The 25368-nt window shown below is 66.8% G+C and carries 20 protein-coding genes, 3 pseudogenes and 1 other annotated feature; of the genes and pseudogenes, 7 read left to right on the top strand and 16 right to left on the bottom strand.

Translation table 11 applies throughout. The features are described 5' to 3' along the window. Positions 1 to 30 precede the first annotated feature (30 nt). From NI18_RS12410 to NI18_RS12385, 8 genes and pseudogenes are all read right to left on the bottom strand, one after another. On the bottom strand, positions 31 to 630 hold the full coding sequence (locus NI18_RS12410) for an ATP-binding cassette domain-containing protein (RefSeq protein ID WP_031439319.1): 600 nt from the start codon (positions 628 to 630) through the stop codon (positions 31 to 33). Then, a complete protein-coding gene (gene modB, locus NI18_RS12405; protein WP_037530133.1) occupies positions 620 to 1324 on the bottom strand; it encodes a molybdate ABC transporter permease subunit in 705 nt (234 codons plus the stop codon). Before modB ends, NI18_RS12410 begins: the two co-directional genes overlap by 11 nt. Beyond that, positions 1325 to 2061, bottom strand: a pseudogene (gene modA, locus NI18_RS12400) (molybdate ABC transporter substrate-binding protein). It abuts the gene before it with no gap. A gap of 99 nt (positions 2062 to 2160) precedes the next feature. After that, positions 2161 to 4155 (bottom strand): polysaccharide deacetylase family protein, encoded by a 1995-nt coding sequence (locus NI18_RS12395; RefSeq protein ID WP_306286396.1) that lies wholly within the window; start codon positions 4153 to 4155, stop codon positions 2161 to 2163. A gap of 83 nt (positions 4156 to 4238) precedes the next feature. Beyond that, positions 4239 to 5189: a glycosyl hydrolase family 18 protein gene (locus NI18_RS27035; protein ID WP_306286395.1), complete on the bottom strand. Its 951-nt coding sequence runs from the start codon at positions 5187 to 5189 to the stop codon at positions 4239 to 4241. Next, positions 5126 to 5557, bottom strand: coding sequence for a hypothetical protein (locus NI18_RS25695; RefSeq protein ID WP_128082205.1), 432 nt, complete (start codon positions 5555 to 5557; stop codon positions 5126 to 5128). The genes NI18_RS27035 and NI18_RS25695 overlap by 64 nt, the downstream gene beginning before the upstream one ends. A gap of 109 nt (positions 5558 to 5666) precedes the next feature. Then, positions 5667 to 7490 carry a translation elongation factor 4 gene (gene lepA / locus NI18_RS12390; RefSeq protein WP_037530131.1) on the bottom strand — a complete coding sequence of 608 codons (1824 nt, stop codon included), beginning with the start codon at positions 7488 to 7490 and terminating at the stop codon, positions 5667 to 5669. 70 nt (positions 7491 to 7560) lie between these two features. Continuing rightward, the gene (locus tag NI18_RS12385) at positions 7561 to 9777 is read right to left on the bottom strand and encodes a VacB/RNase II family 3'-5' exoribonuclease (protein WP_037530129.1); all 2217 of its coding nucleotides are present in this window, start codon (positions 9775 to 9777) and stop codon (positions 7561 to 7563) included. Positions 9778 to 9908: 131 nt separating this feature from the next. On the opposite strand from NI18_RS12385, the gene NI18_RS12380 reads away from it, so the two are divergent. Then, positions 9909 to 10178 carry a hypothetical protein gene (locus NI18_RS12380; RefSeq protein WP_031439915.1) on the top strand — a complete coding sequence of 90 codons (270 nt, stop codon included), beginning with the start codon at positions 9909 to 9911 and terminating at the stop codon, positions 10176 to 10178. A gap of 20 nt (positions 10179 to 10198) precedes the next feature. Here the strand turns inward: NI18_RS12380 and NI18_RS12375 are convergent, their stop codons facing one another. From NI18_RS12375 to NI18_RS12365, 3 genes are read right to left on the bottom strand one after another with little or no spacing between them, the layout of a single operon-like run. Continuing rightward, on the bottom strand, positions 10199 to 10765 hold the full coding sequence (locus NI18_RS12375; protein WP_037530127.1) for a DNA-3-methyladenine glycosylase I: 567 nt from the start codon (positions 10763 to 10765) through the stop codon (positions 10199 to 10201). After that, a complete protein-coding gene (locus NI18_RS12370) occupies positions 10762 to 11748 on the bottom strand; it encodes a polysaccharide deacetylase family protein (RefSeq protein WP_037530125.1) in 987 nt (328 codons plus the stop codon). Before NI18_RS12370 ends, NI18_RS12375 begins: the two co-directional genes overlap by 4 nt. Further along, positions 11745 to 13562, bottom strand: coding sequence for a histidine kinase dimerization/phospho-acceptor domain-containing protein (locus NI18_RS12365; RefSeq protein WP_037530123.1), 1818 nt, complete (start codon positions 13560 to 13562; stop codon positions 11745 to 11747). The genes NI18_RS12370 and NI18_RS12365 overlap by 4 nt, the downstream gene beginning before the upstream one ends. Before the next feature lie 195 nt (positions 13563 to 13757). Here NI18_RS12365 and NI18_RS12360 point away from each other — a divergent pair, with 195 nt between their 5' ends. Next, positions 13758 to 14225 (top strand): Lrp/AsnC family transcriptional regulator, encoded by a 468-nt coding sequence (locus NI18_RS12360; RefSeq protein ID WP_031393257.1) that lies wholly within the window; start codon positions 13758 to 13760, stop codon positions 14223 to 14225. A 100-nt stretch (positions 14226 to 14325) separates the two neighbouring features. Here NI18_RS12360 and NI18_RS12355 read toward each other — a convergent pair whose 3' ends face one another. Continuing rightward, on the bottom strand, positions 14326 to 15618 hold the full coding sequence (locus tag NI18_RS12355) for a hypothetical protein (protein ID WP_031439911.1): 1293 nt from the start codon (positions 15616 to 15618) through the stop codon (positions 14326 to 14328). A 163-nt stretch (positions 15619 to 15781) separates the two neighbouring features. Between NI18_RS12355 and yaaA the strand changes: the two genes are divergently transcribed. The 4 genes and pseudogenes from yaaA (at position 15782) to NI18_RS12335 (ending at position 20539) form a co-directional block, all read left to right on the top strand. Next, positions 15782 to 16531, top strand: coding sequence for a peroxide stress protein YaaA (yaaA, locus tag NI18_RS12350; protein WP_031439910.1), 750 nt, complete (start codon positions 15782 to 15784; stop codon positions 16529 to 16531). Next, positions 16528 to 17214: an SDR family NAD(P)-dependent oxidoreductase gene (locus tag NI18_RS12345; RefSeq protein ID WP_037530121.1), complete on the top strand. Its 687-nt coding sequence runs from the start codon at positions 16528 to 16530 to the stop codon at positions 17212 to 17214. The genes yaaA and NI18_RS12345 overlap by 4 nt, the downstream gene beginning before the upstream one ends. A 198-nt stretch (positions 17215 to 17412) precedes the next feature. Next, positions 17413 to 20192 (top strand): annotated as a pseudogene (gene gyrA, locus NI18_RS12340) (DNA gyrase subunit A). Continuing rightward, positions 20189 to 20539 (top strand): DUF952 domain-containing protein, encoded by a 351-nt coding sequence (locus NI18_RS12335; RefSeq protein ID WP_031439907.1) that lies wholly within the window; start codon positions 20189 to 20191, stop codon positions 20537 to 20539. Before gyrA ends, NI18_RS12335 begins: the two are co-directional and overlap by 4 nt. Positions 20540 to 20637: 98 nt before the next feature. Here NI18_RS12335 and NI18_RS12330 read toward each other — a convergent pair. Both NI18_RS12330 and NI18_RS12325 read right to left on the bottom strand, forming a co-directional pair. Next, positions 20638 to 22120, bottom strand: a pseudogene (locus NI18_RS12330) (SulP family inorganic anion transporter). Positions 22121 to 22191: 71 nt separating this feature from the next. Beyond that, positions 22192 to 22247, bottom strand: a sequence feature (sul1 is cis-regulatory element that is thought to sense ions involved in sulfur or methionine metabolism; They are found in Alphaproteobacteria). A gap of 173 nt (positions 22248 to 22420) precedes the next feature. Continuing rightward, positions 22421 to 22852 carry a DUF488 domain-containing protein gene (locus tag NI18_RS12325; RefSeq protein WP_031439905.1) on the bottom strand — a complete coding sequence of 144 codons (432 nt, stop codon included), beginning with the start codon at positions 22850 to 22852 and terminating at the stop codon, positions 22421 to 22423. Between the two features lie 58 nt (positions 22853 to 22910). Here NI18_RS12325 and trmFO point away from each other — a divergent pair, with 58 nt between their 5' ends. Then, entirely contained in the window at positions 22911 to 24278 is a 1368-nt protein-coding gene (trmFO, locus tag NI18_RS12320) for a methylenetetrahydrofolate--tRNA-(uracil(54)-C(5))-methyltransferase (FADH(2)-oxidizing) TrmFO (protein ID WP_031439904.1), read from the top strand. On the opposite strand, the gene NI18_RS12315 is transcribed toward trmFO, so the two are convergent. Together NI18_RS12315 and NI18_RS27030 are read right to left on the bottom strand one after the other, a co-directional pair. Beyond that, a complete protein-coding gene (locus NI18_RS12315; RefSeq protein ID WP_031439903.1) occupies positions 24214 to 24693 on the bottom strand; it encodes an EF-hand domain-containing protein in 480 nt (159 codons plus the stop codon). The genes trmFO and NI18_RS12315 overlap by 65 nt on opposite strands. A 178-nt stretch (positions 24694 to 24871) precedes the next feature. Then, positions 24872 to 25282 carry a hypothetical protein gene (locus NI18_RS27030; RefSeq protein WP_306286394.1) on the bottom strand — a complete coding sequence of 137 codons (411 nt, stop codon included), beginning with the start codon at positions 25280 to 25282 and terminating at the stop codon, positions 24872 to 24874. Positions 25283 to 25368: the final 86 nt, after the last annotated feature.

Raw genomic sequence — 25368 nt, 5'->3', positions numbered from 1 at the left:
TTTTCCCGGGCCGCCTTTTTCATGCCTGCGCTACATCCGTACGACGCGGGTGCCGATTCGTGCGGCCTCGTCGGGGTCGTGGGTCACCATCAGGATCGGCAGGCGCATCGTATCGCGCAGATGCTCGATCACGCGGACGATCTCCTCGCGGCGCGGTCGGTCGAGCGACGCCAACGGCTCGTCGAGCAACAGGAAGCGCGGGTTGCTGAGCAATGCCCGTCCGATCGCCACGCGCTGCGCTTCGCCCCCCGAGAGCGACCGCGGCCAGCGGTCGAGCAGATGCCCGATCCCCAGGAAGCCGATCCGCTCCTCGAACCCCGACGTGTCTCGGCCGGCGCCGTAAAGCAGGTTCGCCCGCACCTTCAGATGCGGAAAAAGCCGCGCTTCCTGAAACACATAGCCCGCACGGCGGTGTTCCGGTGGCAGGTTAATGCCCTCCCCGAACAGCGTGACGCCATCGACGACGATCCGGCCATTGTCGGGCGTGAGCAGCCCGGCGACCATCTTCAGGATGCTGGTCTTGCCGACGCCGGACGGTCCGAACAGCACGGTCGCGCCGTCCCCCGCCGCCATCGTCAGTGCGACCTCGGCATCGCCCAGACGCTTGCGGACGTTGATCTCAAAGGACATGAAGCCCCCTGCCCGCGCGCCGCGTCAGGAGCTCGGACGCGACCAGTGCGATCAGCGACAACGCGACGGAAATCGCCGAGAGCCGCCATACCAGCATCTCCGCGCCCGGCTGCTGAAGCGCCGAGTAGATCGCCAGCGGCAGCGTCTGCGTCTCGCCCGGCACATTGGAGACGAAGGTGATCGTCGCCCCGAACTCGCCGATCGATCGCGCAAAGCCCAGCACCGCGCCCGCGAGCACGCCCGGTACGCTCAGCGGCAGCGTGACCGTCCAGAATACCCGCCACGGCCCCGCGCCCAGCGTCCGCGCCGCACTCTCAAGCCGTGCATCGACCGCCTCGATCGACAGCCGCATCGCACGCACCATCAAGGGCAGCGCCATGACCCCCGCTGCGATCGCCGCACCGGTCCAGCGGAACAACACGCTGACCCCGAACCACGACTGCAGCCACCCACCGACCGGCCCGTTCGGCGCAAAGGCGAGCAGCAGCAGCCACCCCGTCACGACCGGCGGCACGACGAGCGGCAGGTGGATCACCGCATCGACGAGGATCCGCCCGGGAAACCGTACGCGCGCCAGCAGCCAGGCAAAGCCGAACGCGATCGGCAATGTGATCAGCATGGCGACGGCGCCGACCTTCAGCGACAGACCGACGATCCCCCATTCCGCCGGTGTCAGGACGAACCCATCCGTCACTCAGCGCGCCGAAAAGCCGTAACGCACGAAGATCGCCTTGCCCTGACGCGACGTCAGGAACCGGCGGAACGCCTCGGCCTCCGGATTGCGCGACGTCGACAACCGGGCGATCGGATAGGTGATGGCGGGATGCGTCGATGCGGGAAATACGCCTGCGATCCTGACACGCGTCGATGCCTTGGCGTCGGTCGCATAAACGATCCCCAGGGGTGCCGCGCCGCGTTCGACGAGCGCCAACGTCGCGCGGACGTTTCGGCGCGCACGACGCGCGGCGCGACCTGTTTCCATACGCCGAGCGCCTCCAGCGCCTCCTGGCCGTACCGCCCCGCAGGGACGGGCGTATCCGCCATCGCGAGTGGCCCTGCGGTCAGGACCCGCACGAGCGCTGCAGGCGGGCGTGACGGGATCCGCACCGTCGTCCCCGACGCCGCCGCGACGACCAGCCGGTTTCCCAGGAACGTCACGCGCGACGCAGGGACGATCAGGCGGCGCTTTGCCAGCTCGTTCATCCAGTCCTCATCCGCGGACACGAACAGGTCCGCTGTCGCGCCGGCCTCGACCTGCCGTGCCAGCGCCGACGAGGCCGCAAACGAGATCGTCGGTCGCACATGCCCCTTCGCCGCCCACGCATCGGCGGCCGCGGTCATCGATTCCTGCAGGCTCGCCGCCGCCAGCACGAGCGGTGCCGCGCGCTGCGCGGCGTCGGCGCCCGTCGCGACGCCGCCGACGGCCAGCATGGCGAGCAATACCGGATACTTCATCATGTCCCCTCGAGCCCGCCAATCACCACGGCGCTATAGTATGCCGCCCGCTGAACGCCACAACGGACATGGGGTTCATTCCGCCCCGGAGGGCGCCGTCACGCGCCCCGTCCGGGCCAGCTTGCCCCAGCCGACCATCGGCCCCCGCAAAGCCTGGGCGAGCGCCTTGAGCACGACATAGTACATGACCTGGCGATAGCCGATCCGCTGCGGAATCAGCAGCCAGAGCAGCCTCCACCGCTCGCGCCGCTCGAGTGCGAACGCGATCGTCGCCGCGAGCAGGTCGATCGCGGTGAAGACCAGCCAATAGGTCAGCATGGTCTGCAGATCATGGCTGCTCTGTGCCCAGCCATGCGCCGACACCGCGACGTAGGTCGTCGCGACACTGACGAGCAGCGCGAGGTCGATGATCGGCGAGATCGCCGCCAGCAGGATCTGGAACACGATCGCCTGGGGCAGCCCGACCCAGCCAAGCCCGCGCGGCTGGCTGCGGCCGATCGCCGACCGGTGCTTCCACAGGCACTGGAGCGTCCCGAACGCCCAGCGGAACCGCTGCTTGGCAAGCGCGCGCAGCGTCTCGGGGGCTTCGGTCCACGCGATCGCGAACTGGTCATACTGGACCGTCCACCCTGCGCGCTGGATCGCGATCGTCAGATCCTGATCCTCGGCCAGCGTATCATCGGGATAGCCGCCGACCGCGCGAATTGCCGCCAGTCGCCACGCGCCGACCGCGCCCGGCACGACCGTCATCGCGTTCAGCCGCGCGAGCGCGCGCCGTTCGAGGTTCTGGGCGGTGATATATTCGAGCGCTTGCCAGCGGGTGATCAGATTGACCCGGTTGCCGACCTTCGCATTGCCCGCAACCGCCCCCAGCGCCGGGTCGTCGAACCACCGCGCCAGCCGCGCGATCGTCAGCGGCTCGAACTGCGTATCGGCGTCGAGCGCGATCACGATATCGCCCCGCGCCGCGGCCAGCCCGCGGTTCAGCGCACGCGCCTTGCCGCCGTTCGCCAGAGTCATGAGCCGCACCCGCGCGTCGCCGGCAAAGGCGGTGGCGACGGCCTGGCTCGTGCCATCGCTCGACCCGTCATCGATCACAATCACCTCGACCACGACGTCGGTCGAGGCCAGCACGCCCTCGACCGCGCGGACGATCACGCGTTCCTCATTGAACGCCGGGATCATCACCGTGACGAATCGAGCCGGATCGATCGCCGGGAACACCGTCCGCAATTCGCGGCGTGCCTGGATCAGTGCCAGCGCCGACAGCGCGAGCGCGCGAAGGATGCCGATCGTGATCGCGATCCCGAAGATCCAGCGCAGGCCGATTACCAGTCCACCCAGCGTGCTGAACAGCGCAAGATCCGCGACCGCCGCGACCCGGTCGCTCGACGATATCACCGGCATCGCCGCATCGCGCGTCAGCCCGGCCAGCGCGGAGACGGGCACGAAATGATAGCCCATCGCCTGCAGCCGGTCGATGATCACCGGCAGCGCCGCGACGGTCTGCGCGCGGTTGCCCCCCGCATCGTGCAGCAGGATAATGTTGGCGCTGCGTTCGGGCGATCCTTCCACGACCTGTGCGATCGTGCGGTCGATGATCGCCGCGGTACCCGGACGCTTCCAGTCGTCGGGATCGACGTGCAGGCCTACCGACACATAGCCACGCTGCTGCGCCTCGAGCGCCGGCTTGATCTCGTCCGCGGTGCTCGGCTCGGCATCGCCGAAATAGGGCGCGCGGAACAGGCGGAGCGATCGCCCGGTGAACGCCTGGAACAGCCGCTGCGTCGTGTTGAGCTCGAACCCGACCTGCCGCCCCGATACGGTGGCCAGATTGGGGTGCGTATAGGTGTGGCTGCCGACCTCATGCCCTTCGGCCACCATGCGTTCGAGCAGGCTCCGCTGCGTCAGCGCATTCTCGCCCACCACGAAGAACGTCGCCGGCACGTGCTTGCGCTTGAGGATGTCGAGGATCTGCGGCGTCCATTCGGCGTCGGGCCCATCGTCGAAAGTGAGCGCAAGCGCCCGCGGGCTGTAGCCCGTACGCTGGACGACGTAGGGCGAGGGCATGCGCGTGAAGCGGACGTCCGCGATCGTCCCATCGGCTGCCGCGACCGTATCGCGCAGCCCGGACACCGGCGTCGACCCGATCTTCAGGATCTCGCCATTGCCCTCGATATCGACATTCGTCCCGGCCGGGGTCGTGTTGATCGCACGCAGGTCGGCAATCGGCGATGGTCGCGCCCGAAGATCGACCAGAGCGCCGGATCCTCCGACCCAAGCCGCCACAGCGCAAAGCTTTGAACCCCCGCCTTTTGAAGAAAGGCCAGCTCGTTATACGCGCTCGCCGCATCGAGCAGCCATACCTGATGCCGGGTCCCGCCATCGGCATAGGCGAAGCTGCTGGTGCCGCTGCCCTTGTCGAACGTCGGAACGGTGCCCGAATCGGATGCGGCCTGCCACGCCTCCTCGACGCCCAGCGCATCGCCGCCACGGTCATGCCAGTCATAGGCATAGGAGCCGAACGCGACGACCAGCTTTGAGGGGGCGACGCCGCGCGCGGCATCCGCGACCGACCGCGCGAACCAGCGCTGCGATGCGATCGGCCCGGCCGGGCCGCTCGTCTCGTGCTCGTCATAGGCCATCAGGAAGATCTTGTCGGTCACGCGCGCATAGGCGCGCATGTTCCAGTCGGCGTTCCCGACCGGCGCGGCGATCGCGACGACCCAGCCGCGCGGTGAGAACCGCGCTTTCGCCTCGGCAAGGAATAGGCGGTAGTTCGCCTGCGCCCCCGCGGGCAGGCTCTCGAAATCGAAAAAGGCGCCGCCTGCATGGTTCGCTGCGAGGAACGGGACCAGCCGATCGAGGAAGGCGCGCCGGGCGGTCACATCCGCAAACAGCGCGGCGCTGCCCGCGCCGTCCCAGTCGCCGTCCTTGGCGTTCTGAACCATGGGCAGGATCACCGGGCGGTGGATCGCGCGATTGAGCACCGCGCGGCCCGCGACATCGCGGAACACGGTGATCCGGTGGTCGGCCCCGGTCACCGACACCCAGCCGGGAATGACCCAGTCGAGTTGTTCGACATGCCGGGCAAGGCTCGCCACGCTCGATCCGTCCCAGGGCACGTAAAAGGCGATGGCCAGCCGCGGGTTGGTCGCGCGCGGTGCCTGTCCGACGCCCCCCTTCGCACCCGCCTTGCCGCGCCCGCGGTGGGGCCACCGAACAGCGCCTTGCCGTAATAATCGATGCTGCGCTGCGCCCGTCCGATCACGCCGCTATGCGGTGCGGGCAAGCGGTGAAGCCCGGGATGCTCGGGCTCGAACGGCAGCAACGGTGCCGCCGGGACCGCGCCGATCGACACGGCGAACACCGCCACCGACAATAAAACGAGCGCTACGAAGGCGATGACACCCAATGCGAAACGGCGACGACGCCGCCCGCTAGCGTCGTAGAAAACAGGATGCAGTGCCATGACCAACGCTATCCGACCCCAGGATCGCGCGCCATGCACCACCATTCATGCCCGCGAACGATCGGGACGATGACAAATCCGTCACGTCAGCCCGAAAGAGAACACCCGATCAGGAGTCGTCGCCCATCCGCAGCGCGGCGATGAATGCCTCCTGCGGGATGCTGACCGACCCATATTCGCGCATCTTCAGCTTGCCCTTCTTCTGCTTTTCCAGAAGCTTCTTCTTGCGGCTCGCATCGCCGCCATAGCATTTGGCGGTCACGTCCTTGCGCATCGCGCTGATCGTCTCGCGTGCGATCACCTTGCCGCCGATCGCTGCCTGGATCGGGATCTTGAACAGGTGACGCGGGATCAGGTCCTTCAGCCGCTCGACCATGCCGCGACCCCGTACCTCGGCGGTGCCGCGGTGGACGATCATGCTCAGAGCGTCGACCGGCTCCTCGTTGACCAGGATGCCCATCTTGACGAGGTCGCCCTCGCGATAGCCGATCTGGTGATAGTCGAAGCTCGCATAGCCCTTCGACATCGACTTCAGCCGGTCGTAGAAATCGAACACGACCTCGTTCAGCGGAAGTTCGTAGGTCGCCTGCGCGCGGCCGCCGACATAGGTCAGGTTCTTCTGAATGCCGCGGCGGTCCTGGCAGAGCTTGAGCACGCTGCCGAGATATTCGTCGGGGACGTAGATCGTGGCCTCGATCCACGGCTCGCTGATCGTTGCGATCTTGTTCGGCTCGGGCATGTCGGCGGGGTTGTGCAGCTCGATATGCGTCGTGCCCGCGGGATCGGGGTGGGTCAGCTCGATCTCGTACACCACCGACGGCGCGGTGGTGATGAGGTCGAGGTCATATTCGCGCGTCAGCCGCTCCTGGATGATCTCCAGATGAAGCAGGCCCAAGAACCCGCAGCGGAAGCCGAAGCCCAAGGCCGCCGACGTCTCCATCTCGAACGAGAAGCTCGCGTCGTTGAGGCGCAGCTTGCTGATGCTCTCGCGCAGCTTCTCGAACTCGGCGGCGTCGACCGGGAACATGCCGCAAAACACCACCGGCTGGACTTCCTTGAAGCCCGCCAGCGCCTCAAGCGCAGGCCGCTTCGCATCGGTGATCGTGTCGCCGACGCGGGTCTGCGCGACCTCTTTGATCTGCGCGGTGATGAAGCCCATCTCGCCCGTGCCGAGCTCGATCAGCTGCTCGATCTTGGGGCGGAAACAGCCAACCCGGTCGACCAGATGCATCGTGCCGGTCTGCATGAACTTGATCTGCTGGCCCTTCTTCAGGACGCCGTCGATCACGCGGACGAGGATGACGACGCCGAGATACGGATCGTACCAGCTGTCGACCAGCATGGCCTTCAGCGGTGCCTCCGGATCGCCCTTGGGCGGCGGGATCTTCGTGACGATCGCCTCGAGGATGTCCTCGATACCGATGCCCGACTTGGCCGATGCGAGCACCGCGCCGGACGCGTCGATGCCGATCACGTCCTCGATTTCCTTGCGGACCTTCTCGGGTTCGGCGGCGGGCAGATCGATCTTGTTGATGACCGGCACGATCTCGTGATCATGTTCGATCGACTGATAGACGTTGGCGAGCGTCTGCGCCTCGACGCCCTGCGCCGCGTCGACCACGAGCAGCGCGCCCTCGCACGCGGCGAGGCTGCGGCTCACTTCATAGGCGAAGTCGACATGCCCCGGCGTGTCCATCAGGTTGAGGACGTAATCCTCGCCGTCCTTCGCGCGGTAAGCCAGGCGCACGGTCTGCGCCTTGATCGTGATCCCGCGTTCCTTCTCGATGTCCATGTTGTCGAGCACCTGCTCGGACATTTCGCGCGCGGTCAGACCGCCGGTTTGCTGGATCAGTCGATCGGCGAGCGTCGACTTGCCATGGTCGATATGCGCGATGATGGAGAAGTTGCGGATGCGGGACAATTCGGTCGTCATGCGCGCGCCGTTAGCACCTCGCCGGGCTTATGCCAAAGCTTCCGCATCATCTGTGGCAACGGGATCACAATCAGCGTCGCTTTCCCTGGTGCCGGATGTTCGCCGGACGCCCGCGCCGCTTGATCTCGCGGCCCGGCTTGCGCGCGCGTGCTGGTCCCGCGGCCCCTTTCCCCTCGGGCATTTCGAAGCGCAGCGCGCCCGATACCGGGTTCGCCTCGGCGAGGTTGAGGTCGAGCATCTGCCCCTGCGCATAGACGTCGCCGCTATCCTCGCCGACCAGCGTCCGCGCCGCCTCGTCGAAACGGAAATACTCGCCGCCAAGGTCGCGCACCGGCATCAGCCCGTCGCCGCCGATTCCCTCGACGGTCGCGAAGAATCCGAAATTGGTGACGCCGGTAATCCGCACTTCCATGATCTGACCGACGCGCTCGGACAGGAACGAGGCGACATAGCGGTCGATCGTGTCGCGCTCGGCCTCCATCGCGCGGCGTTCGAGTCGGCTGATCGTCTCGCCGATCGCCTCCATCCCGGCTGCATCCTCGGCAGGCAGACCGCCTGCCCCCAGGCCATAGGCCGCGACCAGCGATCGATGCACGATCAGATCGGCATAACGGCGGATCGGCGAGGTGAAGTGCGCGTAGCTGCCGAGCCCCAGCCCGAAATGCCCGTGATTGGCGGGGCTGTAATAGGCCTGGGTCTGCGTGCGCAGCACCTGCTCCATCACCTGCGGCCGGAAGTCGGCGTCGCCGATCCGCTCGAGCACATGGTTGAACGTCGCTGGCCGGATGACCTGCCCCAGCGCGAAGGGCACCCCGAACGTCTCGAGATAATCCTTCAGCGCCATCAGCTTCTCGCGGCTCGGCGGCTCGTGGTCGCGGTACATCACCGGCGCCTTCTTGCCCTCCAACGCCTTGGCCGCGGCGACGTTGGCCGCGATCATGTAGTCCTCGATCAGCCGGTGCGCATCGAGCCGTTCGCGCGGTGCGACCGACATGATCCGCCCCTTTTCGTCGAGCACCACCCGCCGCTCGGGGAGGTCGAGGTCGAGCGGCGCGCGCGCATCGCGGGCCTTTGCCAGCGACGCCCAGCATCCCCAGAGCGGCTTCAGCACCGTCTCGGTCATGTCGAGCGCCAGCGTCCCGTCGATCGCGGCCTGCGCCTTCTCATAGGCGAGATTCGCCGCGATCCGCACCACCGCGCGGGTGAAGCGCCACGACTTGAGCGACCCATCCTTGCCGATCACCAGGTGACAGGCGAGCGCAGCGCGATCCTCGCCTTCCTTCAGCGAACAGACGTCCGCCGACAGGATCTCGGGCAGCATCGGCACGACGCGGTCGGGGAAATAGACCGAATTTCCGCGCCGCCGCGCCTCGCGGTCGATCTCGGATTTGGGTCGGACATAGAAGCTGACATCGGCGATCGCGACGATCGCCTTCCAGCCACCGGCATTGGCCGGATCCTCGTCCGCCTGCGCCCAGACCGCGTCGTCGTGATCGCGTGCATCCTCCGGGTCGATCGCCACGATCGGCAGGTGGCGCAGATCCTCGCGGTCGTCGCCGAGCGGAAGTTGTGCGACGCGCTTGGCCTCGTCGATCGCCTCGACCGCGAAGACGTCGGGGATGCCATGCTTGTGGATCGCGATCAGCGAGAAACTGCGCGCGGCGAACGGGTCGCCCAGCTTGTTGACGACCCGCGCGGCGATCCGCGGCGGCTTGCCCGCCAGTTCGGCCAGCACCAGATCGCCCGGCGCGGCGCCGCCGGCATCGGCAACCGCGAACTCACGCCGCTCGCGCTTGTCGACGCCGGTCAGCCACAGCCGCCCCGCCTCCTCGCGCAGTACGCCGAGCACCTGCTCGGACGCGGGCGCAAGCACCTTCATCGGATGCGCGGTCCAGCCATTGCCGGCTTCCTCGGTCCGCGCGAGGATCCGCTCGCCGACCCCCAGCGCACCGCGCTTGCGTTCGCGCACGCGCAGCCGCGGCGGTGACACGCCCTCGGCCTCCCAGCGCTCGGGGACCGCCCAAACATTGCCGGCATCGTCGACGTTGGCGATCCGCAGCACGGTGACCTTGGGCACGCCGCCCATCTTGTGAAACGCGCGGCCGGGGGCGCTGTCGATCAACCCCTCGTCCGCCATGTCCTTCAGCAACGCCTTCAGTCCGATCTTGTCCTGCGCACTCAGGCCGAAGCCCTTGGCGATCTCGCGTTTGCCCGCGGGGACGTCCGACGACGCGATGAAGTCCAGGATCTGCTGGCGGGTCGGAAGACCGGCTTTCGGTTTGTACATCCCCACCAGATAGGGTGCGTTGGGCGATGCGTCACCCGTTACCGGCAAGCCTTTGCAACACAGCGAAAATCAATCCTTGCGCCTGAACCTCATGAGCATATCATCACTGGATAAACATAAGGAGAGAGACAGTGACGACGCCGCTACGGCTCGAAGCCGATCCCGAGGACAAGAACCTCGTCATCCTGCAAAGCCTGATCTGCCTGTTGCGCGAGAAGAACATCCTGTCGCGCGCCGACATCGAGGAGCTTTGCGCCACGGTCCAGCGCCGCGCCGCCGAACCGGCCAGCGACCCGATGCCTTGCCAGAACGGCGCAGTGCGCGAAGCGGCGATAGAGGTCGCGCACATCGGCGACTATATCGGCCGTCGCTATGGCGGAAAGCACCGTCGCGCGTTCTGACCGCGCCGACCTGTCGCGTCCTAGCCGCCGAGCTCCGCGCGTCGGAAGCACTTGGTTTCGTGATCATTGACGATCCCGACCGCCTGCATCCAGGCATAGACGATCGTCGGACCGACGAACTTGAACCCGCGACTTTTGAGATCGGCTGCGATTTGGGCCGATAGCGGTGATTGCGTGACCAGCTTGGCACCGTCGCCGATCAGTACCTTGCCATCGGTAAACGACCAGCAATAGGTCGCGAAATTCAGATCCGCGTCGCGCATCGCGAGGACCGCGCGCGCGCCGCCGATCGTCGACTCGATCTTGGCACGCGACCGGATGATGCCGGCGTTCCCCATCAGCCGGGCGATGTCTGCCTCGTCGAAGCGCGCGACCTGTTCCGGGTCGAACCCGGCAAAGGCGGCGCGAAACGCCTCGCGCTTGCGCAACACGGTGATCCAGGCAAGTCCCGCCTGGAAACCGTCGAGCATCAGCTTTTCCCACAGCGCGCGTCCGTCGCGTTCGGGAACGCCCCAGTCGGTGTCGTGATAGGCGCACATCAGCGGATCGTGCCCCGCCCAGCCACAGCGCGAAGGGGGCGTCGTCACCGGGCATTCTCCAGGATTTCGTCGAGCGACGCATTGCGCACGCCAAGCCGGTCGAGCCGGGTCAGCATCGCCGACCACCAGTCATGGAACGCGCGCAGATCGGCGGCGTCGCGGACATAGGGCGTATTGCCGGGGACGAGCGACGGTGAATGGAACGCAAAGTTGAGCAGTTCGACCCCCTCGCCCACCGCGATCGTCACCGCCTCCAGCGCGGCGCCGATCGGCATGTCCTCTGGCGTCAAAGCAATCCGCGACAACAGGCCCAGTCGCGACGCGACACCGCGCGCATAGGGCACTCGCCCCAGCGCGCGGTACAGTCCCGCACCGTGGCCACGCAGCGCGCCGACGTACAGCGTCGACAACGGCACGCTGAGAAGCGCGCCCCGGCGGCAGGGACGCGAGTCGCTCGACGAAAAGTCGGGTCCTCCTTCGGCCGAATAGTCATAGCCGGGCCGGACCGAGCTATCGAGGCGATAGCCGAGCGCCGTGAGCGTCGCGACCGTGTCCGGGCCAACCCCGTAGCGACCGGCGCGATACGCGCGCGGGCGTCGACCGAACGCCGTGGCGATCGCATCGGTGAGAAAGCGGAGCTTCGCGGCTTCGAGGCCTTCGGGAAGATTGCCCGCAAAGCTCATCGCCGGGGTCAGCGGCTCACCAAAGGGCGGGTTGACCCAGGGGTGCAGCTGCGCGCCGATCTCAGACCGGCCATCGGCACCGACGTCGCGCAGGATCTCGACGGCGGCGGGGTCGTCGACGATCGGATAATCGACCAGACAGGTCAGCGCGACGCCCTGCTCGCGGAACCGCGCATGCGCCTCGGGGAATGCCGCCATTGCACTTGTCGAATGTCCCGAGCGCTCGAATGGCGCATTCCAGTCGAACTGCTCCTCGACATCGACGAACAGCGTGTAGCGCGGTCCGAAACCCGGACGCCAGACGATGGGCTCCGGCGGTGAAGCCAGCCTGTACCGCGCGTCGTTCACCGAAACCGGTCGAGAACGCGCTCCATCCGTTCGGCCGCAACGGCGGGTAGCGTGAGGATGATGTGTTCGGACTCGAACGCCATGTGCCCACCCAGTTCGACCGCAAAATTCTGCGCCAGCCGCAGCGCAAATCCGGTGCCCAGCAACGGGGCACCATCGCGCTCGTGACCGCGGTCGTTGTCGATGCTCAGCAGGATGTTCGTGTCGTGCACCGCCATCGCACGAGGCCGATCGAAGCGCAGCGCCACCGTATCGCCGCAGCACAGGACCGCGACCATCAGCATCTCGTCCGCGCTGCAGGCCGATACGAGGGTCGCCAGCAGGCGCCCCACCAGCCGTTCGACCGCAAGGTCGTCACCGGCGATGTCGCAATGGGCCGCCGACGGATCGATGACGACCTGGGCGCCGCGCAACGCCGCTAGCGGTGCGAGGTCACGCACCACGCCGTCGAGCAACGGCAGGACGGGCACGATCGTCGGGCGCAGCTCGAGCGCATCGCCTTCGATCCGTGCCGCGGTATCCAGATCCTCGATCGCGGCCAGCAGTTCGGACGCCTGGCTCCGGATCATCGCCGCGCGTTCGCGATAGGTTGCAGGGACCGGGCCGAGCAATTCGGTCTCGATCAGTTCGGCGAAGCCCGCAATCGCATTGGTCGGCGTGCGCAGTTCGTGCACCAGTTGCCGCAACGAATCGGAAACCGGCGACTTGGGCGCGGCCAACGGCTCACCGAGCGACGCAACCTCATCGCGCCGCGGCCGGCGGGCGGTGCCGCGAAACCCGGTAAACCGCCCCGATGCGGGATCGAAGGCCGGGACACCCGAAATACGCCATGCACCGGCAGCGCTCGACAAACCGCCGATCTGGAGCCGCGCCGCGTCGAAGGCGGAGCGCCGCCGGTAGGCGCCTGCCGCGACTCCGTCGATCTGAACCTCACCCTGAACGGCGGCATAGGCCAGCGAGGCGCCAACCAGCGCCGTGCGCGACACGCCGTCGACCCAGCGGATCACGCCCGTCGGATCGGTTTCGTAGCGGAAGCTGTCGGCAACCTCCGCGGCAAAGTCCGTCGCGTCAGGCACGATCCGGTCGCGATTGAACGCGTCGATTCGTTTGACGAGGTCCGAAATCTCGAACCGCTCGGGCTTCGCGACGGGCTCGGGCGCGGCGTCGGTCGCCGGTACCGCCGCGTGACGCAGCGCTTCGGCCACGACCGGCAGACCGCGCGCGATCGCGCCGAGCGTGACAAAGGGCGACGCGGTGTGCGGCATGGTCGGACAGGACGGCGATTCCGCTGGAGCCTCGACGACCGGTGCGGGCACGGCGTCATCGGCCGGAGGCTCCGCCGGCCCGCCGGGGTTGATTGCGGGAGCAACGTCGGACGGCGCCGGATGATGCGCGAGGACGAAATCAGTCGATCCGAAACTCTCAAGACCGCGACAGACGGGGTCGGGCAGATCTTTCCGATGCCGCAGAACGGATCGGCCCGCCGGCGTCAGCTGAGGCAGCAGAGCAAGCCAGTCATCCGCAGGCAGCATCGCGGTCCGCAACACGGGGGCGGCGATCGCCAAGGTGTCTTCGGCAAAGAACCTTACCAGTGCGACATCGGGCTTCGCAAACGCCAGCGCGCGCGCGCTTGCCGCGCGAACCGTGTCGGGGACCAGCTTGCGCAGCGCCTGCAACCGGGCCAGCGACTCAGCATCGGCCGGGCTACGCCCGCGTCCGATCAGGTCGACCATCTGACGCCACGCCGATTGAGCACCGAAATCCGTGGCCATGTCGGCAGATAGCACGGTCTTCAGGCTGTCGTCGAAGCGCACGGAGTTCCCCGAATGGACGCTGCACCGCCTGCGTCATCAAGGTGTCATACCCTGAGGCGGCCTTGGAAGGAACAACAGAATTGGCGTGCATGGTTATGCCGTGGCGATGTGGGACAATTGCGTTTCGCCGCAACAATCTTATCGCTATGGAGGGTCGATCGCCGTGTTTGACGCGTTTCATGGGAGTTACACGTAATGAGTTTTGACCGGATCGATCGTCAGATCCTGTCGCTTCTGCAGGCCGACGGTCGGATGACCAATGTCGACCTAGCAGACCAGGTCGGGCTGACCGCGCCGCCATGCCTGCGCCGCGTCCGAGCGCTGGAAGAAGCGGGCGCGATCCGCGGCTATCATGCCGATCTCGACGCCGGCCGCCTTGGCTTCCCGATCACCGTCTTCGCGATGGTCAGTTTGCGCAGCCAGGCCGAGCACGACCTCGCCGCGTTCGAAACGCACATCGCCGACATCCCCGAGATCCGCGAGTGCCACATGCTCAACGGCGAGATCGACTTCATCCTGAAGATCGTCGCCGCCGACCTGAAGAGTTTCCAGGAAATCCTGACCACGCACCTTACCCCCGCCCCCAATGTCGCCAGCGTGAAGACCTCGCTGACGATCCGCACCGCCAAGGCGCTGTCGGGCATTCCCGTCACGCTCGACTAGACTCAAGCTCAACGCTGCATCCGCGGCGACCCCTCCGACGCGGGGCACAAAAAAAGGGGACGGCATCGCTGCCGCCCCCTTTTCCATTTCTGCCACCCGCTCAGGCGGCGGGAGCGTTCATCCAGGCCGTCCAGAGCTGCGCCGTCTCCAGACGCGGCGTGGTCTTCACCGCTGCGAACGAGGTTGCCGCACCAGCCTTGTCGCCCGACTTCGCCTGCGCGATGCCGAGATGCAGGTTGACGTCGTCGGCATTCACGCCGCCCTTGCTGAGCGCGAGGCGATAGAGTTCGATCGCCTTGGCGTAATTGTCCTGACCCAGATAGGCGTCAGCGGTGCCGGCAGCCAGCTTGCCATCGGCGTTGCTCGCCGCCTTCTTCTCGAGCCCGGACAGGGGGCCGTCGTTGCGGATCGCGGTGCCGGTATCCGCCAACAGGGTCTTCGCCATGGTGTTGGTCGCGGGGATCTTGCCCGCAGCCATGCCTTCCTTGAGCACGGCCTGCGCCTCGCTCGGCAGACCGCGACGGTTCACGCTGTCGGCATATTCAAGATAGTCGTTCTGATCAGCCAGCGACTTGGTCTGGCGCATCAGCCGGAACAGGTCGATCTTCTGCGTCTCGTCGAGCGTGACAACGCCGTTCTGCTGGAGACCGAACGTCACGATCACGTCGCGCCACGTCTTGGGCGACGGATAGGCGACCGCATATTTCTGCAACCAGGCGAACGTCTCGGGCTTCAGCTTGGCGGCATTGGCCTTGCTGATCGCATAGCGATAGAAATCCTCGGGTGCCTTCTGGCCGGCCGCGGTCGATGCCGTCACCGACGCGTCGAGATCGGCGAGGCCGCTCTTCACGTCGCCGCTTTCCATCTTCGCCTTGACGATCTGGAGGTCGAGGTTGGGATCGGTGAAGCCGAGCGCCTTGGCCTTCTGGAAATACTGGATCGCGACCGGATACTGCTTGCCGTTGAACGCGAGCGCGCCGCGACGATAGGTATAGCGCCCGCGCATGTCGGCAGGCGTGCTCGGATTGGCGATCAGCACGTCGAGCGGCCCGGCCAGGACCGTCTCGTTGATCGGAGCATTGGGGTTGGCGGCCTGTGCGGCGGCCAGCTTCTGCTGCTCAAGATCATAGCGCAGCGCGGCGCCGATATATTTGTCGTCGTCGGTCTTCGCGGCTGCGTCGATCTGCGCGAGCGCGGGCTCTGCGGTGGCAAAATCCTTCGCGGCGATCGCGGGCTGTGCGACCTGCGCCGCCTTCAGGACCTCGGGGCTCAGCTTGAGACCGCCCTTGGCCTCTTCCTTCTTGTCTTTGGCCATGGCCGGAACGCTAAGTGCCATGCCGCTCACCCCGGTGGCGAGCACCGCGGCCAGTGCGAGTTTCGAAATGGTCTTCATGCGGGAACTCTCCTCGTGCGTATCTGCGACTTGGCGCGACGCTATATGGGTGTGGCCGATTGCGTTCAAGCAAGCAGCGGGAATCAGGGTGAAGACACGCCTTATGTGTCCCGCGCACTGAACGCCGATTGAACGCGCCGGGTTGCACGGCTAGGTGACCCGCATGATCGCCGTCCTCTCGCCCGCCAAGACGCTCGACTATGAGACCGCCCTGCCCTCCGTCACCCCCACCCAGCCGCGGTTCGCCGACGAGGCGACGACGCTCGCGCATGCGGCGGCGCATCTGACGCAGAAGCGGCTGAGCGAGCTGATGCACATCTCGCCGGCGCTCGCGAAGCTCAATGCCGACCGGTTCGGCGATTTCGACACGCTGCCCGAACGCCCCGCGCTGTTCGCGTTCGCGGGCGACGTCTATACCGGGCTCGACGCGAAGACGCTCGACGAGGCGGCGGTGGACTATGCGCAGGATCATCTGCGTATGCTCTCCGGGCTCTACGGCCTGCTCCGACCGCTCGACGCGATGCGCCCCTATCGGCTCGAAATGGGGACTCGCTGGGCGCCCCGTCAGAAGAAGCTGACCGACTGGTGGCGCGATCGGATCGCAAAGCTTCTGGCCGAGGACGTCGAGGCCGAAGGCTCGGGGACGATCCTCAATCTCGCCAGCCAGGAATATTGGGCGGCGGCCGATGGCAAGCTGCCCGCCGGGATCCGCGTCGTCGCGTTCGATTTCCGCGAGGGGGAGGCCCAGAAATTCGTCAGCTTCCACGCCAAGAAGGCGCGAGGGATGGCGGCGCGCTGGATGCTCGAGCACCGCATCGACGAAATCGAGGGGATGAAGGGCTTCGACACCGACGGCTATGCCTATGACGCGGCTGGCAGTACCGACGCGCAGTGGCGGTTCGTTCGCCGATGAGCAGCGCTGTCGTCATCGGCGCCTCGGGCGGGATCGGCAAAGCGCTGGAAGAGGCGCTGCGCGACGAGGGCACATTCGATGCCGTCCACGGCTTCTCGCGGTCGGCCGATGGTGATCGCCATCTGGACCTGGAGGATGAAGCGAGCATTGTCGCGGCTGCAACGAAGGTCGGATCGCCGACGCTCGTGATCGTAGCGACGGGCCTGCTCCATGCGGGCGACAAGGGGCCTGAAAAGGCGATACGCGATCTCGATCCGGCATGGATGGCGCACAACTTCGCGATCAACGCGATCGGTCCCGCTTTGGTCGCCAAGCATTTCCTGCCGACGATGCCCAAGGCGGGGCGGATCGTGTTCGCGGTCCTGTCGGCGCGGGTCGGCAGCATCGGCGACAACAAGCTCGGCGGCTGGTACGGCTATCGCGCGTCGAAGGCGGCACTCAACCAGCTCGTCCGGACGATCGCGATCGAGGACAAGCGGCGCAATTCGAGCGGCATCGTCGTCGGGCTGCATCCAGGCACGGTCGACACCGGCCTGTCGCAGCCGTTCCAGGGCAATGTGACGCCCGGCACGCTGTTCAAGCCGGACCGGGCGGCGGTCCAGCTGCTCGACGTGATCGACGGCCTCCGTGCGCCCGACAGCGGGAAGCTGTTCGCCTGGGACGGGGTCGAGATTACCCCCTGACCCGGGCCTTCGCCCGCCTTGAAGTCCGTCACCCCGGCGAACGATGGTAAAACGCATCGTGCCGACAACCGGCAATCACCCGCAAATACCGATGAAACCTCTCCTCTCCCCGCGCGTACGCGTGCGCGGGGGTAGTAAGGTGGTCCCCCCTCGGCTAAGGTGTGTCATCGTACCGAAACAAGCCGAAAGCCTTCAGATTTGACCGACGAGACCATGCTCGCCGAACCCACCGGCGGCGAGCCAGCCGGCATTGCCACCATCTCGATCGTCGACGAGATGAAGTCGAGCTATCTCGACTATGCGATGAGCGTGATCGTCGCGCGCGCGCTCCCCGACGTCCGTGACGGCCTGAAACCCGTTCATCGCCGCATCCTCTATGGCGCGCACGAAAGCGGCTTCGTCGCGGGCAAGCCCTATCGCAAGTCGGCGCGTATCGTCGGTGACGTGATGGGTAAATATCACCCGCACGGCGACAGCTCGATCTACGACGCGTTGGCCCGCATGACCCAGGACTGGTCGATGCGCGTGCCGCTGATCGACGGTCAGGGCAACTTCGGCTCGATGGATCCCGATCCACCCGCGGCGATGCGCTACACCGAGGCACGCCTCGGCAAGGTCGCCAACGCGCTGCTTGGCGATCTCGACAAGGACACGGTCGACTTCACGCCCAACTATGACGGCTCGGAGCGCGAGCGTCGGTGCTGCCGGCGCGCTTCCCCAATCTGCTCGTCAACGGCGCCGGCGGCATCGCGGTCGGCATGGCGACCAACATCCCGCCGCATAACCTCGGCGAAGTGATCGCCGCGTGCCTCGCCTATATGGACAATGGCGCGATCACGACCGAGGAACTGTTCGAGATCGTCCCCGGTCCCGATTTCCCGACCGGCGCGATCATCCTCGGCCGCGCAGGCGCCAAGTCCGCCTACGAGACCGGCCGCGGCTCGATCATCGTCCGCTCGCGCCACGTCGTCGAAGAGGGCAAGGGTGATCGCCGTTCGATCGTCCTGACCGAGATCCCGTTCCAGACCGGCAAGAACGGCCTGGTCGAGAAGATCGCGGAAGCCGCCAAGGACAAGCGCATCGAAGGCGTCAGCGACATTCGCGACGAATCGAGCCGCATGGGCGTGCGCATCGTCATCGACCTGAAGCGCGACGCGACCCCCGACGTGGTACTCAACCAGCTCTGGCGGCACACGCCTGCGCAGTCGAGCTTCCCCGCCAACATGCTCGCGATCCGCGGCGGCCGCCCCGAGCTGCTGAACCTGCGCGACATCATCGGCGCGTTCATCACGTTCCGCGAACAGGTCATCACGCGCCGCTCGAAGTTCGAGCTCGCCAAGGCCCGCGAGCGCGCGCATCTGTTGCTCGGCCTCGTCATCGCGGTCACCAATCTCGACGAAGTCGTCCGCATCATCCGCGGATCGTCGAGCCCCGCCGAAGCACGCGGCAAGCTGCTCGCGCGCGAATGGCCGGTCGCTGAGATCGCGCCGTACATCGCGTTGGTCGAGGCGGTCGAGGACAAGCAGCAGGAGGGCATCTACAAGCTGTCCGAGCCGCAGGTCCGCGCGATCCTCGATCTTCGCCTGCACCGCCTCACCGCGCTCGGCCGCGACGAGATCGGCGACGAGCTGAAGACGCTCGCGGCATCGATCGCCGAACTGCTCCACATCCTCGCCGACCGCGCCAAGCTGTACGAGGTGATGCGCGGCGAGCTGATCGCGATCCGCGACGAATTCGCGACCCCGCGCCGGTCCGAGATCGCCGCTGCCGCCAACGGCATCGACGACGAGGATCTGATCGAGCGCGAGGACATGGTCGTCACCGTGACCATGCAGGGCTATATCAAGCGCACCAGCCTCGACACGTTCCGCGCTCAGGCACGCGGCGGCAAGGGCCGCGCGGGCATGTCGACCAAGGACGAGGATGTCGTCACCGAGCTGTTCGTCACCTCGACGCACACGCCGGTGCTGTTCTTCTCGAACCTCGGCAAGGTCTATCGCTACAAGGTCTGGCGCCTGCCCGAGGGTGGTCCAGCAACCCGAGGGCGCCCGATGATCAACCTGCTGCCGCTGGCGCCGGGCGAGACGATCTCGACCGTGCTCCCGCTGCCGGAGGATCTGGGCGAGTGGAGCCGTCTGCACGTGATGTTCGCGACGCAGCGCGGGCTGGTGCGCCGCAACGCGATGGACGCGTTCACCAACGTGCCGTCGAACGGCAAGATCGCGATGCGTTTTGAAGAAGGCTCCGAGGACAAGCTGATCGGCGTCGCGTTGCTCACCGAGCATGACGATGTCCTGCTCGCGACGCGGCTCGGAAAAGCGATCCGCTTTGCCGGCGACGACGTCCGCGAGTTCCAGAGCCGCACCTCGACAGGTGTGCGCGGCGTGACGCTAAAGGGCGACGACGAGGTCATCTCGCTGTCGGTCCTCCACCGCGTCGGCGCGACGCCCGAAGAGCGCGAGACGTATCTCAAATTCGCCCCCTGGAAGGGCGAGCGCGAGGGCGATCACGGGATGGGCGACGAGCGCTACAACGATCTCAAGGACCGCGAGCAGTTCATCCTGACGGTCTGCGAGAACGGCTATGGCAAGCTGTCGAGCGCGTACGACTATCGTCGCACGGGGCGTGGTGGTCAGGGTATCACCAACATCGACAACATCGCGCGCAACGGTCAGGTCGTGGCGAGCTTCGCCGCGGCCAAGGGCCATCAGCTGATGCTGGTGACCAACCAGGCCAAGCTGATCCGCACGACGCTCGCGTCACTGCGCGTCATCAGCCGCAACTCGGCGGGCGTGAAGCTGTTCGACGTGGCGAAGGGCGAGCATGTGGTCTCGGCCGCGCGGATCGAGGAGACCGAGGAAGACGCCGAAGTGAACCTGGCTGACGCAACGCCAGAGCTGGCGCCCGACACCGGCGCGACGATCGGCGAGGACACGGCGGCGGGCGATCCGACCGAAGGCCAGGGGGACGGCGAATGAGCCGCGACCCTATCGCCTACAAGGTGCTGACGGGCGAGCAGCTGGCGTCGCTGGAAAGCGGCAGCTTCGCGGGCGCGCCGGTCGATCTGGCCGATGGCTATATCCACCTGTCGACCGCGGCGCAGCTGACCGAGACGGTCGACAAGCATTTCACCGGCCAGTCCGACCTGTACGTCGCCGCAGTCGATCTCGAAGCGATCGGCGACGACGTGACATGGGAAGAGTCGCGCGGCGGCCAGCTCTTCCCGCACATCTATAACGGTCCACTGCTGCTCGAGACGGTGCTGTCCTACAGCCCGCTCGAACGCGACGATGCCGGCCAGGTTAAGCTGCCCGTAGCCGGCTGAAGCCGTGACCATCCTCCCCCGCCCGGGGGAGGTGGCAGGCAGAGCCTGACGGAGGGGGCGGCAACGACGACCGTCATTTATCCGCCCCCGCTACCCGATCACGCCGCCAGATCGCGCATCAACGGCGCATGTCGGTCGACGAGCACCGCACTCGCCTGGTTCAGCCCGACGACCTCGACCACCGCACCATGCCGCCGCAGCTTGGCGACCACATCGTCGAGCACGCCGACCGCGGTGACGTCCCAGAGATGCGCCCCCGTCAGGTCGATCCGCACATGCTTGGCCTCCTCGCGCAGGTCGAAACGGTCCGCGAAGATATCCGCGCTGGCAAAGAACACCTGCCCCGTCACGCTGTAGATGCGCGTATCGCTCGCCGCGTCGTACTCGACCGCCACGTCCATCATCCGCGTGACCTTCCACGCGAAGAACACGCCGCTCAGTAGCACGCCCACCCCCGACGCCGAGCGACAGGTCGTGGGTCGCAACGGTGACGACGACCGTCGCCAGCATGACGACGCTCGACACCTTGGGATGCCGCACCAGATCGCGCAGCGACCCCCAGGAGAAGGTGCTGATCGACACCATGATCATGATCGCGACCAGCGCCGCGACCGGCACCTGCGCGACCCAGGGACGCAACGGCACCATCACGACGAGCAGGAACACGCCGGCGACCATCGTCGAAAGCCGTCCGGTGCCGCCATAGCGGACATTGCCGACCGTCTGGCCGATCATCCCGCACCCGGCGATCCCGCCGAACGCGCCCGCGGCGATGTTGGCGAGCCCGAGCCCGGTGCATTCGCGCGCCTTCGAGCTGCGCGTCTCGGTCAGCTCGTCGACGACATTGGCGGTCATCATCGATTCGAGCAGCCCAACCGCCGCCATCGCAAGCGCATAGGGGGCAACGATGCGCAGCGTATCCCAGCTGAGCGGCACGTCGGGCAAGCCGAACGACGGCAGCGAATCGGGCAGCCGCCCGAGATCGCCGACCGTCTTCAGCGGCATCGGAAACCACATCGCGATTGCGGTCAGCACGACGATGCAGATCAGCGGCGACGGGATCGCACTCGAGACCCGCGGCACGAGATAGATGATCGCAAGCCCGCCCGCGATCATCGCATAGGCTTGCCAGCTGACCCCCACCATCTGCGGCACCTGAGCCGAGAAGATCAGGATCGCGAGTGCGTTGACGAACCCCGCATGGACCGAGCGCGAGACGAACCGCATCAGCACATCGAGCTTGGCGAGCCCGAACGCGATCTGCAGCATGCCCGCGAGGATCGTCGCGACGAGGAGATATTGCAGCCCGTGCGCATGAACGAGCGCGGCGGCGACCAGCGCGACGGACCCCGCAGCCCCCGATATCATCGCGGGGCGACCGCCCGCAAAGGAGATGACGATGCCGATCACGAACGAGGCGAACAGGCCGACCTCGGGATCGATGCCGGCGACGAAGGAAAAGGCGATGACCTCGGGGATCAGCGCGAAAGTACCCACCATGCCGGCGAGAATGTCACGCCGCGCGGCCGTCGGGCCGCTATACCACTCGGCGCGGTAACGAGAAAAAGCAGAAATTGTCATGGATGTGTCCGCATAGGACGCACGAACCGCGGCGACCCTGTCGGTCGCGGGTGTTCAAAATGGCGTCGTTGCGTTGTCCGGCGGATCGGCGGCCGGAATAGCCACCCGGAATTGCACCGGGTCCAAGCGAATGCGGGCCTGCTAGCGGATCAGGTGCTGCATTGCAACACGGTCTGCCACTCTTCCTCCACAACCCCGTCATCCTGACGAAAGTCAGGATCCAGAGTTACTAAACCGCGCCGTTCCTGGCTCTAGATCCTGACTTTCGTCAGGATGGCGAATAAATGAGGTTCCCGAAAATCACGTAAACAGGTCCACCACCTCGGCCCCCTCGCCCACCGCCTGCAACAGCAGGGTCCGGTGGCAATGGCAGGGGTCGCGCTCGTAACACAGCAGCGCGCTCGGCTTCTCCGCCGCGAGCGCGAGCATGATCGCCGCCTGCGCCTGCGCCTCGGGCAGTTCCAGCTGTTCGTCATACACCGCGGTCAGCGTTGCGACGTCACCCTTCTTGGCCGCGTCGCGCCCGCGCTTCGGCGTCCCGAGCGCCTTCAGATGCGTGTAATCGATCCCCGCCTCGCGCAACGATGCCGCAAGCGACGTCTTTGAAAATCCCGGCCGACGCGACAGCGGCAGCGCGCGGACGTCGATCACCCGCTCGACCCCGGCCCGCGTCAGCGCCGCAAGAAAGTCCGTCATCGTGGTGGCTTCATAGCCGATCGTGAAGATCTTCATAAGAACGAAGTGGGATTGGACCGCTGACACGGCAAGCGTCCGGCGCTATCTGGCGGGAATGACCCACGACATCCATGTTATCGGCGGCGGCCTCGCCGGATCCGAAGCCGCCTGGCAGCTTGCCGAAGCCGGCCTCAAGGTCCGCCTCTCCGAAATGCGCGGCAGCGGCGAAGCCACGCCCGCGCACCAGACCGACGGCCTCGCCGAGCTCGTCTGCTCGAACAGCTTCCGCTCGGACGATGCGGAGAGCAACGCAGTCGGCCTGCTCCACCAGGAACTCCGGACGCTCGGCTCGCTGATCATGCGCCAGGCCGATATCCACCGCGTCCCCGCGGGCTCCGCGCTCGCGGTCGACCGCGACAATTTCTCGAACAGCGTGACGGAGGCGATCGACCAGCATCCGAACATCACGCTCGTCCGCGAACGTATCGACGCGCTGCCCGACGGCCCGACGATCATCGCCACCGGCCCGCTCACCGCCGCCTCGCTCGCCGCCGGGATCGGCGCCGAAACCGGCCGCGAGGCGCTCGCCTTTTTCGACGCGCTTGCCCCGATCGTCCACCGCGACTCGATCGACATGGAGACGGCGTGGTTCGCCTCGCGCTGGGACAAGGGCGAGGGCAAAGATTACATCAACTGCCCGATGGACAAGGACCAGTATCTCGCCTTCCATCAGGGCTTGGTCGATGGCGAGAAGACGCCGTTCAAGGACTGGGAGAAGGACACGCCCTATTTCGATGGCTGCATGCCGATCGAGGTGATGGCGGAGCGCGGCGTCGACACGCTGCGCTATGGCCCGATGAAGCCCGTCGGGCTCGACAATCCCAAGACCGGGCGCTGGCCCTATGCGGTCGTCCAGCTGCGCCAGGACAATGCGCAGGGCACGCTGTGGAACATCGTCGGCTTCCAGACCAAGCTGAAGCATGCCGATCAGGTCCGGCTGTTCCGCACGATCCCCGGCCTGGAGAATGCCGAGTTCGCACGGCTGGGTGGCCTGCACCGCAACACCTTCATCCGCTCGCCCGAGCTGCTCGACGCGACGCTGCGGCTGAAATCGCGGCCGAACATCCGCTTCGCCGGGCAGATCACGGGCTGCGAGGGCTATATTGAAAGCTGCGGCATCGGCCTGCTCGCGGGCCGGTTCGCCGCCGCCGAACTGACCGGCCAGACGCTGACGCCGCCACCCTTTGCGACCGCGCTCGGCGCGTTGCTCGGCCACATCACCGGTGGGGCGGAGGCCGAGACCTATCAGCCGATGAACGTCAATTTCGGGCTGTTCCCGCCGATCCCCGGCCGCACTAAAAAGACCGATCGCAAGCGGATGTACACCGATCGTGGCCGCGCGGCGCTGGCGGCGTGGCTCAACTCTCCTCAGACGACGGCGGAACCGGCGGACAGGCAGCCCGAGACGACGGCTTCCGCCTGACCGCGGTGGTGGCGAATTCGGGCGCGGTCATCGCGCCCGATTTGTCCGCATCCGCACCGGCGAACTTGGTCGTCGCCTTGACCGCCCATTCGTCGAACGACAGCCGCCCGTCGCCATCGACGTCGAGCTTCGTATAGGCCTTGCGCCGCGCGACCAGATATTCGTCGCGTGTCACCGCGCCGTCGCGATCCTTGTCATACCGTTGAAATCGCCGCTGTTCGCGCGTTGCATCGGTCGCACGCGGTGCCATGCTCGGCAAAGGATCGGTCCCGCCATCCGCCTGTGCCTTGGTCTGCGCCTGCGCGGTCGGTTGTGGCGCCAGCACTGGCCCGGATCGCACCTTGCCGCCAAAACCCAGTATCGCCGCACCGATCAGCGCGATCAGCGCCGCGCCACCCGTCAGGTATCGCCACATCCCCGGTCTCCCCCACCCCCGGACGTCCCCCGTCCAGGCGCAAGGCTAATCCCGCCGCGCGCCGATCTCAAACGAACCGGTCAGTATCCGACCAGTCTGTGCAGCAGCAGGCGGCCGACCCGCTTCGGGCTGCCGGCCGGTTGCTCCGGCGCGGTAAGATCGGCCCGCGCCAGCAATGCTAGTGCGCCAAGCGCTCGTGCGCGTCGTGGCCAGCGACCGTGGAGCGCCATGTCGAGCCGCCCGCGCGCGATCGCAGCCACGCCTGCCGCGCGTTGCGGATTCGACAGCCGCAGCGACAGATCCGCAAGCGCCCATCCCTCGCCCGCCGCCGCGATGCGATCGTCCGACACCGCCAGCAAGATGCCGCCGCCGCGAACAGCTGTCCGCCGCGCAGGCGGGCAAAGCGTTCGACCGCTGCATCGTCGAGCGGCGTTTCAAGCAGTGCCTCCCACCCCTCGGCGATCGTCGCGAGCGTGGCGCTGCCGACCTGCGGCACGACATGGCGTGCGAGCGCCTGCAACACGGGCTCGGCCGGCGGCGGCGCGGTGTCGAGCCGGCCGAGCGCCTCATACCACCAGGTCAGCCGCATCTGCCCGACGATCGGCTCGCGCGTCGTTTTGAGGATCGTGCCGAGCGCCGTATCGAGCGCGAACAGCGCCTCGAGCCCGGGCCGGG

Source organism: Sphingomonas sp. Ant20 (assembly GCF_000783375.1).
GTDB classification, from domain to species: Bacteria; Pseudomonadota; Alphaproteobacteria; order Sphingomonadales; family Sphingomonadaceae; genus Sphingomonas; species Sphingomonas aerolata.
This window is presented reverse-complemented; position numbering and strand designations above follow the sequence as displayed.

Excerpts from the sequence above, each read along its gene's own strand:
- NI18_RS12410 (WP_031439319.1), bottom strand. The coding sequence starts at position 630 with ATGTCCTTTGAGATCAACGTCCGCAAGCGTCTGGGCGATGCCGAGGTC.
- NI18_RS12395 (WP_306286396.1), bottom strand. The coding sequence starts at position 4,155 with ATGCCCTCGCCCTACGTCGTCCAGCGTACGGGCTACAGCCCGCGGGCG.
- NI18_RS25695 (WP_128082205.1), bottom strand. The coding sequence starts at position 5,557 with ATGGCACTGCATCCTGTTTTCTACGACGCTAGCGGGCGGCGTCGTCGC.
- lepA (WP_037530131.1), bottom strand. The coding sequence starts at position 7,490 with ATGACGACCGAATTGTCCCGCATCCGCAACTTCTCCATCATCGCGCAT.
- NI18_RS12385 (WP_037530129.1), bottom strand. The coding sequence starts at position 9,777 with ATGTACAAACCGAAAGCCGGTCTTCCGACCCGCCAGCAGATCCTGGAC.
- NI18_RS12360 (WP_031393257.1), top strand. The coding sequence starts at position 13,758 with ATGAGTTTTGACCGGATCGATCGTCAGATCCTGTCGCTTCTGCAGGCC.
- NI18_RS12355 (WP_031439911.1), bottom strand. The coding sequence starts at position 15,618 with ATGAAGACCATTTCGAAACTCGCACTGGCCGCGGTGCTCGCCACCGGG.
- yaaA (WP_031439910.1), top strand. The coding sequence starts at position 15,782 with ATGATCGCCGTCCTCTCGCCCGCCAAGACGCTCGACTATGAGACCGCC.
- NI18_RS12345 (WP_037530121.1), top strand. The coding sequence starts at position 16,528 with ATGAGCAGCGCTGTCGTCATCGGCGCCTCGGGCGGGATCGGCAAAGCG.
- NI18_RS12335 (WP_031439907.1), top strand. The coding sequence starts at position 20,189 with ATGAGCCGCGACCCTATCGCCTACAAGGTGCTGACGGGCGAGCAGCTG.
- NI18_RS12325 (WP_031439905.1), bottom strand. The coding sequence starts at position 22,852 with ATGAAGATCTTCACGATCGGCTATGAAGCCACCACGATGACGGACTTT.
- trmFO (WP_031439904.1), top strand. The coding sequence starts at position 22,911 with ATGACCCACGACATCCATGTTATCGGCGGCGGCCTCGCCGGATCCGAA.
- NI18_RS12315 (WP_031439903.1), bottom strand. The coding sequence starts at position 24,693 with ATGTGGCGATACCTGACGGGTGGCGCGGCGCTGATCGCGCTGATCGGT.
- NI18_RS27030 (WP_306286394.1), bottom strand. The coding sequence starts at position 25,282 with ATGCGGCTGACCTGGTGGTATGAGGCGCTCGGCCGGCTCGACACCGCG.